The sequence below is a fragment of the Pseudomonas sp. FG1 genome (assembly GCF_034313875.1).
Classification (GTDB): Bacteria; Pseudomonadota; Gammaproteobacteria; order Pseudomonadales; family Pseudomonadaceae; genus Aquipseudomonas; species Aquipseudomonas veronii.
The window spans coordinates 5,751,760-5,767,666 of the sequence record NZ_JAVIWP010000001.1 but is presented as its reverse complement, the minus strand read 5'-3'; the positions used below and the strand labels follow the sequence as shown (position 1 = coordinate 5,767,666).

Here is a 15,907-nt window from a genome sequence, read left to right as displayed (position 1 = left end):
CGATGGGCGTTCGGCGCGGTTTTATTCAGGCCTTGAGGCCGCACAGCTTCATGCCGGTGTCCCTGGCAGCTCGACCTGTGCATCCAAGAGGCTCATAAAAGCCCGCGCAGCGTTCGACAGCGTCCTTTCGGTATGCACGATATAGCCTAGCTGGCGACTGAGTTGTATGCCCGGCAAAGCGATACTTGTCACCTGATCGTCGAGCATGGTGCGCGGTAATACGCTCCACGCCAAGCCGATGGACACCATCATTTTGATGGTTTCCAGATAGTTCGTGCTCATCGCGATGTTCGGCGTGAGGCCCTGGGCCTCGAACAGGCGGCTGACAATGTGATGGGTAAAGGTGTTGCCGCCGGGGAAAACCGCCGGGTGCCCGGCGATGTCCGCCAGGGTGACCGAGCCGTTGCGGGTCAGGCTGTGCTCCGGCGCCACCACGAAATCCAGCGGGTCGTCCCACACCGGGGTGGCGCGCACCAAGTTGTGCGGCTCGGGCGCCAGGGTGATCACCGCCACTTCGGCGCGGCCATGCAGGATCTCTTCGTAGGCCACTTCCGAGTCGAGAAACTGAATATCCAGCGCCACGTTGGGGTATTGCCGGGTAAAGGTGCGCAGGATCGGCGGCAGGCGATGCAGGCCGATGTGGTGGCTGGTGGCCAATGTGAGGCGCCCGCTGACTTCACCGGTGAGGTTGGTGAGGGCGCGCCGGGTGTCGTCCAGGACGTTGAGAATCTGATAGGCGCGCGGCAGCAGGGCGCGCCCGGCTTCGGTCAAGCCGACTTCACGGCCCAGGCGATCGAACAGGCGCACTTTCAGTTGCTGCTCGAGGCCGGCAATGCGTTTGCTGATGGCCGGTTGGGTCAGGTGCAGGCGCTCACCGGCGCCGGAGAAGCTGCCGGTCTCGGCGATGGCAATAAAAGCATTGAGGTTGGCCAGGTCCATTGTGGTATTCCAGTTGGTAATCCAAAGCATAAAAAATATGAATTTGAGTTATTTAATGTAGCGCCATACCATCAGCCTCACAAGCCAAAGGGTTATTGAATGTCTCAAGACCCGGGGCATAGAAAGACCGCTGATGAGGACCGACTGATGGCCGGCAAAACGCTTTACGACAAGCTTTGGGATTCCCATGAAGTGAAACGGCGCGACGATGGCTCGTCGCTGATCTATATCGACCGTCACATCATCCATGAAGTGACCTCGCCCCAAGCGTTCGAAGGCCTGCGGCTGGCCGGGCGCAAGCCTTGGCGCGTCGACTCGATCATCGCCACCCCGGATCACAACGTGCCGACCACCCCGGAGCGCAAGGGCGGGATCGACGCCATTGTCGACACCGTGTCGCGTTTGCAGGTGCAGACTCTCGACGACTACTGCGACGAATACGGCATCACCGAATTCAAGATGAATGACGTGCGCCAAGGCATCGTCCACGTGATCGGCCCGGAGCAGGGCGCGACCTTGCCCGGCATGACCGTGGTCTGCGGTGACTCCCACACCTCCACCCACGGCGCGTTCGGCGCCCTGGCCCATGGCATCGGCACCTCGGAGGTGGAACATGTGTTCGCCACCCAGTGCCTGGTCGCCAAGAAAATGAAGAACATGCTGGTGCGCGTCGAAGGCCAATTGCCTTTCGGTGTGACCGCCAAGGACATCGTGCTCGCCGTGATCGGCAAGATCGGCACCGCCGGCGGTAACGGCCATGCCATCGAATTCGCCGGCAGCGCCATTCGCGACCTGTCCATCGAAGGCCGCATGACCATCTGCAACATGTCCATCGAAGCCGGTGCCCGCGTGGGCATGGTGGCGGCGGACGAAAAAACCGTCGAGTACGTCAAAGGCCGTCCGTTCGCCCCCAAAGGCGCCGACTGGGATGCCGCCGTTGAGGCCTGGAAAGACCTGGTCTCCGACGCCGATGCCGTGTTCGACACCGTGGTGGAACTGGACGCCAGCCAGATCAAGCCGCAAGTCAGCTGGGGCACCTCGCCGGAAATGGTCTTGGCCGTCGACCAGAACGTGCCGGACCCGGCCAAGGAAGCCGACCTGGTCAAGCGCGGTTCCATCGAGCGCGCCTTGAAGTACATGGGCTTGAAAGCCAACCAGGCGATCACCGACATTCAGTTGGATCGCGTGTTCATCGGTTCCTGCACCAACTCGCGGATCGAAGACCTGCGCGCCGCGGCAGTGATCGCCAAGGGCCGCAAAGTCGCCTCGACCATCAAGCAGGCCATCGTGGTGCCGGGTTCGGGCCTGGTGAAGGCCCAGGCCGAAGCGGAAGGCCTGGACAAGATCTTCCTCGAAGCCGGTTTTGAATGGCGTGAACCGGGCTGCTCCATGTGCCTGGCGATGAACCCGGACCGCTTGGAGTCCGGCGAGCATTGCGCGTCGACCTCCAACCGTAACTTCGAAGGGCGTCAGGGCGCCGGTGGGCGTACTCACCTGGTGAGCCCGGCCATGGCCGCCGCCGCTGCCGTCAACGGTCGTTTCATCGACGTTCGCGAATTGATCTGAGGAATACCCGATGAGAGCTTTTACCCAACACACTGGTCTTGTCGCGCCGTTGGACCGTGCCAACGTGGACACTGACCAGATCATCCCCAAGCAGTTCTTGAAGTCGATCAAGCGCACCGGTTTCGGCCCCAACCTGTTCGACGAGTGGCGCTACCTGGACGTGGGCTACGCCTATCAGGACAACTCCAAGCGCCCGCTGAACAAGGACTTCGTGCTCAACGCCGAACGTTACCAGGGCGCCAGCGTGCTGCTGGCGCGGGAAAACTTCGGCTGCGGCTCCAGCCGCGAACACGCGCCGTGGGCCCTGGAAGAATATGGTTTTCGCAGCATCATCGCGCCGAGCTACGCCGACATCTTCTTCAACAACAGCTTCAAGAACGGCTTGCTGCCGATCATCTTGAGCGATGCCGAAGTGGATGAACTGTTCAAGCAAGTGGAAGCCAACCCCGGCTACGAACTGACCGTCGACCTCGCCGCGCAGACCGTGACCCGTCCGGACGGCAAGGTGTACCACTTTGAAGTGGATGCCTTCCGCAAGCACTGCCTGCTCAACGGCCTGGACGACATCGGCCTGACCTTGCAGGACGGCGATGCGATTGCCGCGTTTGAAACCAGGCACCGGGCCAGCCAGCCTTGGTTGTTTCGCGACGCTTGATGTGATGTAGGCAGGACCGCCGCCATCGGGAGCAAGCCCCTCCCACATTTTGATGTGTGAACACCTTCAAATGTGGGAGGGGCGGTGCGACGATTCGACTTGCCCCCGATGGGGCCAGAACAAACACCGCAAGGTCCATTGAGGAAACTCCCATGACCCACACCGCCCATACCCAAGTCGTGCAAAAACAATTCGGTGAACAGGCCTCGGTCTACCTGAGCAGTGCCGTACACGCCCAAGGTACTGAATTTGCGCTGCTCCAGGCCGAACTGGCCGGGCACGGCGCTGCGCGACTGCTGGATCTGGGCTGCGGCGCCGGTCATGTCAGTTTCCATGTGGCGCCGCTGGTAAAAGAAGTGGTGGCCTACGACCTGTCGCAGCAGATGCTCGACGTGGTCGCCGCCGCTGCCGCAGACCGTGGCCTGGGCAATATCCGCACGGTCCACGGCGCCGCTGAGCGCTTGCCGTTCGCCGATGGCGAATTCGACTTCGTGTTCAGCCGCTATTCGGCGCACCATTGGAGCGACCTCGGCCTGGCCCTGCGCGAAGTGCGCCGGGTGCTCAAGCCGGGTGGCGTGGCGGCGTTTGTCGATGTCTTGTCACCGGGCAGCCCGCTGTTGGACACTTACCTGCAAACCGTCGAAGTGCTGCGCGACACCAGCCACGTGCGCGATTACTCCGCCGCCGAATGGATGCGCCAGCTCAGCGAAGCCGGTCTGCATGTGCGCAACAGCAGCCGCCAGCGCCTGCGCCTGGAATACACCTCGTGGGTCGAGCGCATGCGTACACCAGCGCCTTTGCGTGCGGCGATTCTTGAGCTGCAACAGGCAATGGGCCAGGAAGTCCGCGATTATTACGAAATTCAAGCCGACGGCACCTTCAGCACCGACGTGCTGGTGGTTTGGGCCGAACGCTGAGTATTTTTCCCGACCTGCCCCAGGGCGGGTCGCATGATGAAATGAGGAACGCATGAGCAAGCAGATTCTGATTCTCCCAGGCGACGGTATTGGTCCGGAAATCATGGCCGAAGCGGTCAAAGTCCTGGAACTGGCCAACACCAAGTACAACCTGGGCTTCGAATTGAGCCACGACGTGATCGGCGGCGCGGCCATCGACAAGCACGGCGTGCCCCTGGCCGACGAGACCCTGGACCGCGCCCGTGCGGCCGACGCCGTGTTGCTCGGCGCCGTGGGTGGCCCGAAATGGGACAAGATCGAGCGTGACATCCGCCCTGAGCGCGGCCTGCTGAAGATCCGCGCGCAACTGGGCCTGTTCGGCAACCTGCGCCCGGCAATCCTCTACCCGCAACTGGCCGACGCGTCGAGCCTCAAGCCGGAAGTGGTGGCGGGCCTGGATATCCTGATCGTGCGCGAGCTGACCGGCGGTATCTACTTCGGCTCGCCGCGCGGTGTGCGCGAGCTGCCGAATGGCGAGCGCCAGGCCTACGACACCCTGCCGTACAGCGAGAGCGAAATCCGCCGTATCGCCCGGGTCGGTTTCGACATGGCCCGCGTGCGTAGCAAGAAGATCTGCTCGGTCGATAAGGCCAACGTCCTGGCCTCCAGCCAGCTGTGGCGCGAAATCGTCGAAGAAGTCGCCAAGGACTACCCGGACGTCGAACTCAGCCACATGTACGTCGACAACGCCGCCATGCAACTGGTGCGCGCGCCGAAGCAGTTCGACGTGATCGTCACCGACAACCTGTTCGGCGACATCCTGTCCGACCAGGCGTCGATGCTCACCGGTTCCATCGGCATGCTGCCGTCGGCATCCCTGGACACTAACAACAAGGGTATGTACGAGCCGTGCCACGGTTCGGCGCCAGACATCGCAGGCCTTGGCATCGCCAACCCGCTGGCGACCATTTTGTCGGTGTCGATGATGCTGCGTTACAGCTTCAACCTGGGCGACGCGGCGGATGCCATCGAGAAGGCCGTGAGCCTGGTGTTGGACCAGGGCTTGCGCACCGGAGACATCTGGTCGCAGGGTTGCACCAAAGTCGGTACGCAAGAAATGGGTGACGCAGTAGTCGCCGCGTTGCGGAATCTGTAATCTCTCGGGCCCGCTTGCAGTTGTTGCTGCAAGTCGGCCCACTTTTTAACAAGGTGTAGTTGCGATGAAACGTGTAGGTCTGATCGGTTGGCGCGGTATGGTCGGTTCCGTGCTCATGCAGCGGATGCTGGAAGAGCAGGATTTCGATCTTATTGAGCCGGTGTTTTTCACCACTTCGAACGTGGGTGGCCAAGGGCCGTCCGTGGGCAAGGATATTGCGCCGCTCAAGGACGCCTACAGCATTGAAGAGCTGAAAACCCTCGATGTGATTCTGACCTGCCAGGGCGGCGACTACACCAGCGAAGTGTTCCCCAAGCTGCGCGAAGCCGGCTGGCAGGGTTACTGGATCGATGCCGCGTCCAGCCTGCGCATGCAGGACGATGCGGTGATCGTGCTCGACCCGGTCAACCGCAAGGTCATCGACCAGCAACTCGACGCTGGCACCAAGAACTATATCGGCGGCAATTGCACCGTCAGCCTGATGCTGATGGGCCTGGGCGGCTTGTTCGAAGCCGGCCTGGTCGAGTGGATGAGCGCCATGACTTATCAGGCGGCGTCCGGCGCCGGCGCGCAGAACATGCGCGAACTGATCAAGCAGATGGGCGCGACCCACGCGGCGGTCGCCGATCAACTGGCCGACCCGGCCAGCGCGATCCTCGACATCGACCGCCGTGTGGCCGAAGCCATGCGCAGCGACGCTTACCCGACCGAGAACTTCGGCGTGCCGTTGGCCGGTAGCCTGATCCCGTGGATCGACAAGGAACTGCCGAACGGGCAGAGCCGTGAAGAGTGGAAGGCCCAGGCCGAGACCAACAAGATCCTCGGTCGCTTCAAGAGCCCGATCCCGGTGGACGGCATCTGCGTGCGTATCGGCGCCATGCGCTGCCACAGCCAGGCGCTGACCATCAAGCTGAACAAAGACGTGCCGATCGCCGATATCGAAGGGCTGATCAGCCAGCACAACCCTTGGGTCAAGCTGGTGCCGAACAGCCGCGAAATCAGCATGCAGGAGCTGAGCCCGACCAAGGTCACCGGCACCCTGAATGTTCCGGTGGGGCGTCTGCGCAAGCTGAACATGGGCACCCAGTACCTGGGCGCGTTCACCGTCGGCGACCAGTTGCTGTGGGGCGCGGCCGAACCGCTGCGGCGCATGCTGCGGATTCTGCTGGAGCGTTGATCGCTTGAGGCACTAAGAAAAACCCGCGACTGGTGACAGGCGCGGGTTTTTTGTTGGCTTTCAGGAAGGCATCGGGAGCAAGTCGAATCGTCGCACCGCAAGGCCCAGCCCAATTGCCTCACCCCCCACCACCCGGTAAAGTGCCGCTCCCCCCGCAATGCCCGAGGCAGCTCCCATGACCCAGACCTTTGATATCGCCGTGATCGGCGCCACCGGCACCGTCGGTGAAACCCTGGTGCAGATCCTCGAAGAGCTGGCTTTCCCGGTGGGCACCCTGTACCTGCTGGCGGGCAGCAACTCCGCGGGCGCGTCGGTGCCGTTCCGTGGCAAGAACGTGCGCGTGCGGGAAGTCGATGAGTTTGACTTCAGCAAGGCGCAACTGGCGTTTTTCGCCGCCGGCCCGGCGGTGACCCTGAGCTTCGCCCCACGCGCCACGGCGGCCGGCTGTTCGGTGATCGATTTGTCGGGCGCATTGCCGGCCGCGCAAGCGCCTCAGGTGGTGCCGGAAGCCAATGCCCATGTGCTGGAGGGCTTGAAAAAGCCGTTCCAGCTCGGCAGCCCGAGCCCGTCCGCGACCAACCTGGCGGTGGTGCTGGCGCCGCTGCGCGGGATTCTGGATATCCAGCGTGTCAGCGTTACCGCCAATCTGGCGGTGTCTGCCCAGGGCCGTGAAGCAGTCAGCGAGCTGGCGCGCCAAACCGCCGAGTTGCTGAATGTGCGCCCGCTGGAGCCCAAATTCTTTGATCGGCAGATGGCATTCAACCTGTTGGCACAAGTCGGCACGCCGGATGCCCAAGGTCATACAGCGCTGGAGAAACGTCTCGTACACGAACTGCGCGCGGTGCTGGAAACTCCTTTACTAAAGATTTCTGCGACTTGCGTTCAAGCCCCGGTGTTTTTTGGCGATAGCTTGACTGTGTCATTGCAATTGGGTTCGCCGGTCGACCTTGCCGCCGTCAACCGTGCGCTCGACGCCGCAGCGGGTATCGAGCGGGTGGAGGAGGGGGATTACCCGACAGCGGTGGGTGATGCCGTCGGCCAGGATGTAGTCTACGTCGGACGAGTGCGTGCGGGGGTGGACGATCCGGCGGAACTAAATCTGTGGTTGACGTCAGATAACGTGCGTAAAGGCGCCGCACTGAATGCGGTGCAGCTGGCGCAGTTGTTGATAAAAGGCCTTGTGTAAAAGATACTTGGCGGCAATTTGTAGATTGATTCTAACCAGGCGCTATGCTTGGCCCCAAGCAGGAACAGTTGCGTGTCGGTGACCTATCGGCTCGCCGTGCCTTATGGCAACGGTTACCAACCTTCTCGCAGGCCGGGGAGTGTTCAAACAAAGGATGAGGCTATGGTTCAAGTTCGCAAACTGGTGTTAGCAATAGCGGCCGCCTCGGCGCTGTCCTCCGGTATGGCGCAGGCGCTGCAGCTGGGGGAGATGACCCTCAAGTCGAAGTTGAACCAGCCGTTGTCGGTGGAAATCGAATTGCTCGACGTCGGCGGCCTCACGGCCTCCGAGATCACCCCGAGCCTGGCGTCGTCCCAGGCGTTTGTCGATGCCGGCGTCGATCGCCAGGCGTTCCTCAATGACCTGACGTTCACTCCGGTGATCAACCCGGCCGGGCGCAGTGTGGTGCGTGTCACGTCCAGCAAGCCGTTGCCTGATGCCTACGTGCGGTTCCTGCTGCAAGTGCAATGGCCCAATGGCCGCTTGATGCGTGACTACAGCGTGCTGCTCGACCCGGCCAAGTTCGACCAGTCGACGCCGACCAACAGCGCAGCCACGCCGCGTTTGAGCGCGCCCGCGTTGAGCGTGCCGGCCCAGCACACCACCACGGCCCGTGACACGCTATGGGAAATCGCCGAGAAGCACCGTAATGGCGCTTCGGTGCAGCAGACCATGCTGGCGATCCAGGCACTCAACCCTGACGCTTTTATCGGCGGCAACATCAACCGTCTGAAAACCGGCCACGTGCTGCGCCTGCCGGATACCGTACAAAGCACGGCGTTACCGCAGTCCAAGGCCATTGCCGAAGTGACCGCGCAGAACGTCGCCTGGCGCCAGGGCCGCCGTGCCGCGCCCCATCAGGCGGCCGGTAAGCAACAACTGGACGCCACCAAGCGCACCCAGGCTGGTAATGCGCCGGCGAGCACCAACGCCAAGGACAACTTGAGTCTGGTTTCGGCCGACTCCGCCAAGAAGGGCGCGAAGGGCAAGGCGGGTGATGGCCAGGCCCTGAGCGACAAGCTGGCGATGGCCCGGGAACAGCTCGACACCACACGCCGTGACAACGAAGAACTGAAAAGTCGCGCCGCAGACCTGCAGAGCCAATTGGACAAGCTGCAAAAGCTGATCCAGCTGAAAAACGATCAACTGGCCAGGTTGCAGGCTGAAAAAGGCGCCCCGGCAACCCCGGCGACTGCGGTCATGCCCGCGCAGTTGGCAGGTGAGCCGCCGGCCGCTGCAGTCGCGCCCGCTGAGCCGGCCGCCACCGCGGCCCCGGTGGCCGAGCCGATCAAGCCCGACGCCGTGCCTGCGACCAGCGAAGACAAATTCAACGAACTGCTGACCAACCCGATTGTGCTTGGCGTCATCGGCGGCGCGGCCGGCCTGGTGGCGTTGTTGCTCCTGTTGCTGTGGGCGCGTCATCGCAATGCCCGTCGCGCAGAAGAAAAGCACCTGCGCATGGCGCGGGCCCTGTCCGAAGAGCCGGAATTCACCTCGAACATCGACCTTGATCTGCCACCGGACAGCTTCGCTGGCCTGGAAGTACCGGCCCCGAACGTGACGTTGACCGCCGCGCCTGCGCCTACGCCGGCACCTGTGGTCGCGCCGGCAGCGGCACCAAGCGCGGCCTCGGTGCTTGCGCCACTGGCTGGCGCCGTAGCGCCGGAAAACTCCAATGATGCGCTGGTCCAGGCCCAATCCCATATCGACCGCGGTCACTTGAACCAGGCGGCCGATGTGTTGGAGCAAGCCATCAAGTACGAACCCAAGCGCAGCGACCTGCGCTTGAAACTGATGGAAGTCTACGGCCTGCAGAACGACAAGGACGGTTTTGTCGTCCAGGAGCGTCAGTTGGTGGCCAATGGTGAAAACCATGCCCAGGTCGAGCAGCTCAAGTCGCGCTTCCCGGCCATGGCCGTGTTGGCGGCGGGAGTGAGTGCCGCCGTGGCCGCCGCCGCGATGGACGCTCAATACGTCAAGGATCTGCTGGAAGACAAGCCGGCCGCCGCGCCGCAAGCGACGGCAGAAGCGGAGCCGTTCGATACTGATTTCGATCTGAGTCTGGACGAGCTGGAGGCGGCTTCGCCAGCGGCGTTGGACAAGACCGATCAGCAGACCTTCGAAGCGCTGCTGCAGCAACAGACCGATGCCAAGCCAAGCCCGGAAGATTTGTCGGACTTTGACCTCGACCTGCAACTGGACCCGCCGGCGTCCCAGTCCGATGACGACTTCCTCTCGGGGCTTGAAGATCAGATGAAGGACGTGTCGCCGGTCGAACCGCCGACCCTGACCCCGGCTGCCCTGGACGACCTCGACCTGCCGGAAGACTTCGACCTGTCCCTGGCTGACGAGCCGGACGCCCCGGCGGCCAAACCCGATGCGTTCGCCTCGGAACTGGATGACGTCAACGCCGAGCTCGATCGTCTGTCCCAGAGCCTGGAAAACCCGCCGATCGAGCCGTCCTTCACCGCCGAAGACGCGGCGCTGGGCGGTGACGAACCGGAGGTCGACTTCCTCTCCGGCACCGATGAGGTCGCAACCAAGCTGGATTTGGCCCAGGCCTATATCGACATGGGCGATACGGATGGCGCGCGGGATATCCTTTCCGAAGTGCTGACCGAGGGCGATGAAACCCAGCGCGGCGAAGCCAAGGAAATGCTTGGCCGACTGGTGTAATCGCCACGGGGTGACCCAGACGGCGGCCTTCGGGCCGCCGTTTTGCATTGCCGGTACCAAACACATGGCGTCTGGGGCGCAGCGCCTTATAATGCCCGCCTTTGCGCAACTCATCAGGCTCTCAGTTCTTGGCAAATATAGATAACCCGGCTGCCGAAATGGCGGCTGCAGGCTTTTACCGCATCGCCCTGGGCGTGGAATACAAAGGTTCGCGCTATTGCGGCTGGCAGCGCCAGGCGTCCGGCGTGCTGACGGTGCAGGAAACCCTGGAAAAGGCCCTGTCCAGAGTCGCCGACTCGCCGGTATCGCTGATGTGCGCCGGGCGTACCGACGCGGGCGTCCACGCCTGCGGCCAGGTGGTTCACTTCGACACCCAGGCCGAGCGCTCGATGAAAGCGTGGGTGATGGGCGCTAATATCAATTTGCCCCATGACGTCAGTGTCAGTTGGGCCAAGGTCATGCCGGCGCACTTTCATGCGCGCTTCAAGGCGATCGCCCGGCGTTACCGCTATGTGATCTACAACGATCAGATCCGCCCGGCGCACCTCAACGAAGAAATCACCTGGAACCACCGCCCGCTGGATGCCGAGCGCATGGCCGAAGCCGCGCAGCATCTGGTTGGCGTCCATGATTTCAGCGCGTTCCGTGCCGGCCAGTGCCAGGCCAAGTCACCGATCAAGGAAGTCCATCACTTGCGGGTGACGCGTCACGGCAAGATGATCGTGCTGGATATCCGCGCCGGAGCGTTCCTGCACCATATGGTGCGCAACATTGCCGGTGTGTTGATGACCATCGGCACCGGCGAGCGCCCGGTGGAGTGGGCCAGGGAAGTACTGGAAAGCCGTATTCGGCGGACCGGCGGTGTCACGGCGCATCCGTTTGGCCTGTATCTGGTGGAAGTGGAGTACCGCGACGAGTTCGAGCTGCCGCAGCGCTTCATCGGGCCACACTTCCTCACAGGTTTCAGCGAACTTGGCGGCTGACGCCCGGAAAAGCTTTTGTTACCATCCGGGACTTTCTCGGTTCAACCCCTGAGGTTTCCACGACATGTCAGCCGTTCGCAGCAAGATTTGTGGGATTACCCGCATAGAAGACGCGCTGGCGGCAGTCGAAGCGGGGGCGGATGCCATCGGTTTCGTGTTTTATGCCAAGAGCCCGCGGGCGGTGAATGTGCTGCAGGCGCGGGCGATCATCGCCGCACTGCCGCCGTTCGTGACCACCGTGGGCTTGTTCGTCAATGCCAGCCGCTGCGAACTCAACGAAACCCTGGATGCCGTGCAACTGGACATGTTGCAGTTTCACGGCGATGAAAGCCCTGACGAATGCGAAAGCTACCAGCGTCCGTATATCAAGGCGTTGAGAGTCAAAGCCGGGGATGATGTCGCCGGCGCTTGCGCGGCCTACACCGGCGCGCGCGGGATACTGCTGGACACCTACGTCGAAGGCGTACCCGGCGGCACCGGCGAAGCCTTCGATTGGTCGCTGATCCCCGAGGGGTTGAGCAAACCGATCATCCTGGCCGGCGGGCTTACCCCCGCCAATGTCGCGGCGGCGATCGAGCAGGTCCGGCCGTATGCCGTGGATGTCAGCGGTGGGGTAGAGCAGGGCAAGGGCATCAAGGACCACGGCAAGATTCGCGCATTCATGCAGGCTGTGCGCAACAGCGATGGCGCGATGTGACGGCTGGCAGTCTGCCGCCGTCCATAACTACCACTGTGTAAAACAGCCCGGTGCCCCCTGCGGGAGGCCCGGAAATGAAGTGGCAACCCTGCACGGGCAGGTTGTCTGGAAGGCTGAGGAAACATGCGGGAAATGGCTGGTCGAACGTCTGACCCCGTCTTGCATGTGTCATCGCCACATATGAATTTAGCTCAAGGGCATACGCGGGGCTGTGTTCAAGCCACCGGTACTGGAGAAAGAAAGCATGAGCAACTGGTTAGTAGACAAACTGATCCCTTCGATCATGCGTTCCGAGGTGAAAAAAAGCTCGGTTCCTGAAGGTCTGTGGCACAAATGCCCATCCTGCGACGCGGTGTTGTACCGCCCGGAGCTGGAAAAGACCCTGGACGTTTGCCCTAAGTGCAACCACCACATGCGTATCGGCGCTCGCGCGCGCATCGACATTTTCCTCGACGCCGACGGCCGTAACGAGCTGGGCGCGGACCTGGAGCCGGTTGACCGCCTCAAGTTCCGTGACGGCAAGAAGTACAAGGACCGCCTGACCGCTGCACAGAAGCAGACCGGTGAGAAAGACGCGCTGATTTCGGTCAGCGGCAAGCTGCTGGGCATGCCGGTCGTGGTGTCGGCGTTTGAGTTCTCCTTCATGGGCGGTTCCATGGGTGCCATCGTCGGCGAGCGTTTCGTGCGCGCCGCCAACTACGCCCTGGAAAACCGCTGCCCGATGATCTGCTTCTCAGCCTCCGGTGGTGCGCGCATGCAGGAAGCCCTGATCTCCCTGATGCAAATGGCCAAGACCTCCGCGGTGCTGGCGCGTCTGCGGGAAGAGGGCATTCCGTTCATCTCCGTGCTGACCGATCCGGTGTACGGCGGTGTTTCCGCCAGCCTGGCGATGCTGGGCGACGTGATCGTCGGCGAGCCCAAGGCCCTGATCGGCTTTGCCGGCCCGCGTGTGATCGAGCAGACCGTTCGCGAAAAACTGCCGGAAGGCTTCCAGCGCAGCGAATTCCTGCTAGAGCACGGTGCGATCGACATGATCATCGCCCGTGGCGAGTTGCGTCCACGCCTGGGTAGCCTGCTCGCGCAAATGATGGGCCTGCCGACGCCGGTCTACATCGCGCCGAAGGTTGAGCCGATCGTCGTGCCGCCGGTGCCTGCAAACCTATGACCCAACGTACCCTGGGCGAATGGCTCGCCTACCTTGAGCAGTTGCATCCGTCCGCCATCGACATGGGCCTGGAGCGCTCGCAACAGGTAGCGGCCCGCCTCGGGTTGGGCCGCCCGGCGCCGCGAGTGATCACGGTGACGGGGACCAACGGCAAGGGCTCGACCTGTGCCTTTGTCGCAGCGCTGCTGCAGGCCCAAGGCCTGAAGGTCGGCGTGTACAGCTCGCCGCACCTGCTGCGCTACAACGAGCGGGTGCAACTCAATGGTGTGGAAGCCACTGACGAGCAGCTCTGCGAAGCCTTCGCCGCGCTCGATGCCGGGCGCGGTGAGATTTCCCTGACGTACTTCGAGATGGGCACTCTGGCGGCGTTCTGGCTGTTCGAACGGGCGCGCCTGGACGTGGTCGTGCTTGAAGTGGGCCTGGGCGGGCGCCTGGATACGGTCAACGTGGTGGATGCCGACCTGGCGCTGGTCACCAGCATCGGTGTCGACCATGTCGACTACCTGGGCGATACCCGTGAATCCGTGGCCTATGAAAAGGCCGGCATCTTCCGCCAGGGCAAGCCTGCGCTGTGCGGTGATCTGGACCCGCCGCAGACGTTGCTCGACCGGGTGCGGGAGCTGGATTGCCCATTCTTCCTGCGCGGGCGTGAGTTCAATCTTGAGGTCGGTGCTGAGCATTGGCAGTGGCGCGGGCGTGATGCGCGCGGCCAGCTCGTAGAGTTGCATGACTTGCCGCTGCTGAACCTGCCGATGGAAAACGCCGCGCTCGCTCTGCAAGCCTATCTGCTATTGGATCTGCCGTGGAATCCTGCGCAGATTGCTCGTACATTGCTGGCGACGCGGATCGTTGGGCGTCTGGATCGCCGAACCTTCGATTGGCAGGGCAAGCGCCTGAACCTGCTGCTGGATGTGGGGCACAACCCCCACGCCGCCGAATACCTCGCGCAACGCCTGTCGCGTACAGCGCCGGTCGGTCGCCGCCTGGCGGTGTTCGGCTTGCTGGCCGACAAGGATCTGGAGGGCGTAGTGACGCCGTTGCTGGGGAATGTCCAGGCCTGGGCCGTGGCGCCCCTGGACACGCCGCGTAGCCGTCCGGCCGCCGAGCTTGAGGCGGCCTTGCAGAACCTTGGTGCGCGCGTGGCGTCGTATGCAAGTGTCACTGCGGCCCTTGAAGCGCAGTGTGCGGTTGCCACGCCCGAGGATGAGATTCTGTTGTTCGGGTCATTTTATTGTGTTGCCGAGGCGCTCGAATGGTTGGCCCGGCGCTCCACGGAGGAAGCTGCACATGGCATTACTGGATAGCGCATACAAGCAGCGGATGGTCGGTGCCCTGGTGCTGGTGGCCTTGGCGGTGATTTTCCTGCCGATGCTGTTTTCCCGTCAGGACGAACAGCGCCAGGTGGTCGTCGAGGCCCCGGCAGCGCCCCAGGCGCCGGCCGTGCCTCAGGTGCAGGTTGAGCCGGTGGTGGTGCCTGAGCCGCAGGCATTGCCTGAAGAAGAGCCGGTGCCGGCCGATGAGGAGTTGGCCGCGCAGCCGGCCCCTTCGATGCCGGTGCAGCCGAGTGTTCCAGTGGTCAAGCCGGCGCCTGCCGTCGCTGCCAAGCCCGCCGCGCCAGCGCCTGCCCCCAAGCCGGTCGCGCCGCAACCCGCTGCGCCGGGCAAGCCGGACGTGGGTCAGAGCCGTATCGACCCGAATGGCCTGCCGATCAGTTGGTCGATCCAGTTGGCCAGCCTGGCCAATCGCGAAAGCGCCGAGGCCTTGCAGAAAAAACTGCGCAGCCAGGGCTACAACGCTTACATCCGCAGCGCCGATGGCAAGAACCGCGTGTTTATCGGGCCGTTGATCGAGCGTGCCGAGGCGGACCGCCTGCGCGATTTGTTGGGGCGTCAGCAGAATCTCAACGGTTTTGTGGTGCGTTTCCAGCCTGAACGCGGCTGAGTTCACGCCGCTTTCAGCTTGGAATGCAGTCAAATGTGGGAGGGGGCTTGCCCCCGATGGCGGTCGATCAGTATCGGTTGTGCTGACTGACCCACCGCCATCGGGAGCCAGCCCCCTTCCACTTTGGTTTCGAGTGGGCCTTGAAATGCGCTTAACTCGTCACAAACTATTGTTTTGCAAAGCACCCGCAATCACAGCTTACCGATAGCCCGGCGCTCTGCTAAAATGCGCCGCCTTATCCGTCTGTAGGCTGCACCGTGCCATTTACCTGGGTTGATTGGGCGATCGTCGCAATCGTCGCCATCTCCGCTTTGATCAGTCTAAGCCGCGGCTTCGTAAAAGAAGCACTGTCGTTGCTGACCTGGATCATTGCAGGAGTCGTCGCCTGGATGTTCGGCGGTTCGCTGTCGGTCTACTTGAGCGGGTACATCGAGACACCTTCGGCTCGCGTCATCGCGGGCTGCGCCATCATGTTCATCGCCACGCTGCTGGTGGGAGCAATGGTCAATTATCTTATTGGCGAGTTGATACGTGTCACCGGCCTCTCCGGGACCGATCGATTTCTCGGCATGGCCTTCGGCGCTGCGCGTGGCGCGTTGCTGGTGGTCGTGGCGGTCGGGCTGTTGAGCCTGGGGCCAGTACAGCAGGATTCGTGGTGGCAGGAGTCGGTACTCGTGCCAAAATTTCTATTGGTTGCAGATTGGTCCAAGAACCTCATTTTGGGGTGGAGCAGTCAGTGGCTGGCCAGCGGGATCAGCGTGCCCGCTGATCTTCCGTTCAAGGAGCACCTCTTACCGGCCAAAACGCCTCAGTAAGCAGTGTTCAGTCAAG

14 protein-coding genes are annotated in these 15,907 nt (G+C 62.7%); 13 read left to right on the top strand and 1 reads right to left on the bottom strand.

Annotated features, from left to right (window positions below; translation table 11 throughout):
• Positions 1–48 precede the first annotated feature (48 nt).
• Positions 49–939, bottom strand: a complete 891-nt coding sequence (locus RGV59_RS26465) for a LysR family transcriptional regulator (RefSeq protein WP_017847706.1) — start codon at positions 937–939, stop codon at positions 49–51.
• A 147-nt stretch (positions 940–1,086) separates the two neighbouring features.
• Here RGV59_RS26465 and leuC point away from each other — a divergent pair, with 147 nt between their 5' ends.
• From leuC to RGV59_RS26400, 13 genes are all read left to right on the top strand, one after another.
• On the top strand, positions 1,087–2,505 hold the full coding sequence (gene leuC / locus RGV59_RS26460) for a 3-isopropylmalate dehydratase large subunit (protein ID WP_046382634.1): 1,419 nt from the start codon (positions 1,087–1,089) through the stop codon (positions 2,503–2,505).
• Between the two features lie 10 nt (positions 2,506–2,515).
• Entirely contained in the window at positions 2,516–3,160 is a 645-nt protein-coding gene (leuD, locus tag RGV59_RS26455; protein WP_026140124.1) for a 3-isopropylmalate dehydratase small subunit, read from the top strand.
• 152 nt (positions 3,161–3,312) lie between these two features.
• Positions 3,313–4,077: a class I SAM-dependent methyltransferase gene (locus tag RGV59_RS26450; RefSeq protein WP_126586353.1), complete on the top strand. Its 765-nt coding sequence runs from the start codon at positions 3,313–3,315 to the stop codon at positions 4,075–4,077.
• A gap of 52 nt (positions 4,078–4,129) precedes the next feature.
• Positions 4,130–5,212, top strand: coding sequence for a 3-isopropylmalate dehydrogenase (gene leuB, locus RGV59_RS26445; protein ID WP_017847702.1), 1,083 nt, complete (start codon positions 4,130–4,132; stop codon positions 5,210–5,212).
• Between the two features lie 64 nt (positions 5,213–5,276).
• Positions 5,277–6,389: an aspartate-semialdehyde dehydrogenase gene (asd, locus tag RGV59_RS26440; protein WP_017847701.1), complete on the top strand. Its 1,113-nt coding sequence runs from the start codon at positions 5,277–5,279 to the stop codon at positions 6,387–6,389.
• 175 nt (positions 6,390–6,564) lie between these two features.
• Entirely contained in the window at positions 6,565–7,575 is a 1,011-nt protein-coding gene (locus RGV59_RS26435; protein WP_017847699.1) for an aspartate-semialdehyde dehydrogenase, read from the top strand.
• A gap of 162 nt (positions 7,576–7,737) precedes the next feature.
• The gene (locus tag RGV59_RS26430; protein ID WP_126586351.1) at positions 7,738–10,290 is read left to right on the top strand and encodes a FimV/HubP family polar landmark protein; all 2,553 of its coding nucleotides are present in this window, start codon (positions 7,738–7,740) and stop codon (positions 10,288–10,290) included.
• Between the two features lie 158 nt (positions 10,291–10,448).
• Positions 10,449–11,273: a tRNA pseudouridine(38-40) synthase TruA gene (gene truA, locus RGV59_RS26425; RefSeq protein ID WP_046382638.1), complete on the top strand. Its 825-nt coding sequence runs from the start codon at positions 10,449–10,451 to the stop codon at positions 11,271–11,273.
• Positions 11,274–11,337: 64 nt separating this feature from the next.
• On the top strand, positions 11,338–11,970 hold the full coding sequence (locus RGV59_RS26420; RefSeq protein WP_126586349.1) for a phosphoribosylanthranilate isomerase: 633 nt from the start codon (positions 11,338–11,340) through the stop codon (positions 11,968–11,970).
• A 244-nt stretch (positions 11,971–12,214) separates the two neighbouring features.
• Positions 12,215–13,135: an acetyl-CoA carboxylase, carboxyltransferase subunit beta gene (accD, locus tag RGV59_RS26415; protein ID WP_017847695.1), complete on the top strand. Its 921-nt coding sequence runs from the start codon at positions 12,215–12,217 to the stop codon at positions 13,133–13,135.
• Positions 13,132–14,439 (top strand): bifunctional tetrahydrofolate synthase/dihydrofolate synthase, encoded by a 1,308-nt coding sequence (folC, locus tag RGV59_RS26410; RefSeq protein WP_017847694.1) that lies wholly within the window; start codon positions 13,132–13,134, stop codon positions 14,437–14,439. Before accD ends, folC begins: the two co-directional genes overlap by 4 nt.
• Positions 14,423–15,076 carry an SPOR domain-containing protein gene (locus tag RGV59_RS26405; protein WP_046486756.1) on the top strand — a complete coding sequence of 218 codons (654 nt, stop codon included), beginning with the start codon at positions 14,423–14,425 and terminating at the stop codon, positions 15,074–15,076. Before folC ends, RGV59_RS26405 begins: the two co-directional genes overlap by 17 nt.
• A gap of 257 nt (positions 15,077–15,333) precedes the next feature.
• Positions 15,334–15,891, top strand: coding sequence for a CvpA family protein (locus RGV59_RS26400; protein ID WP_026140123.1), 558 nt, complete (start codon positions 15,334–15,336; stop codon positions 15,889–15,891).
• Positions 15,892–15,907 lie beyond the last annotated feature (16 nt).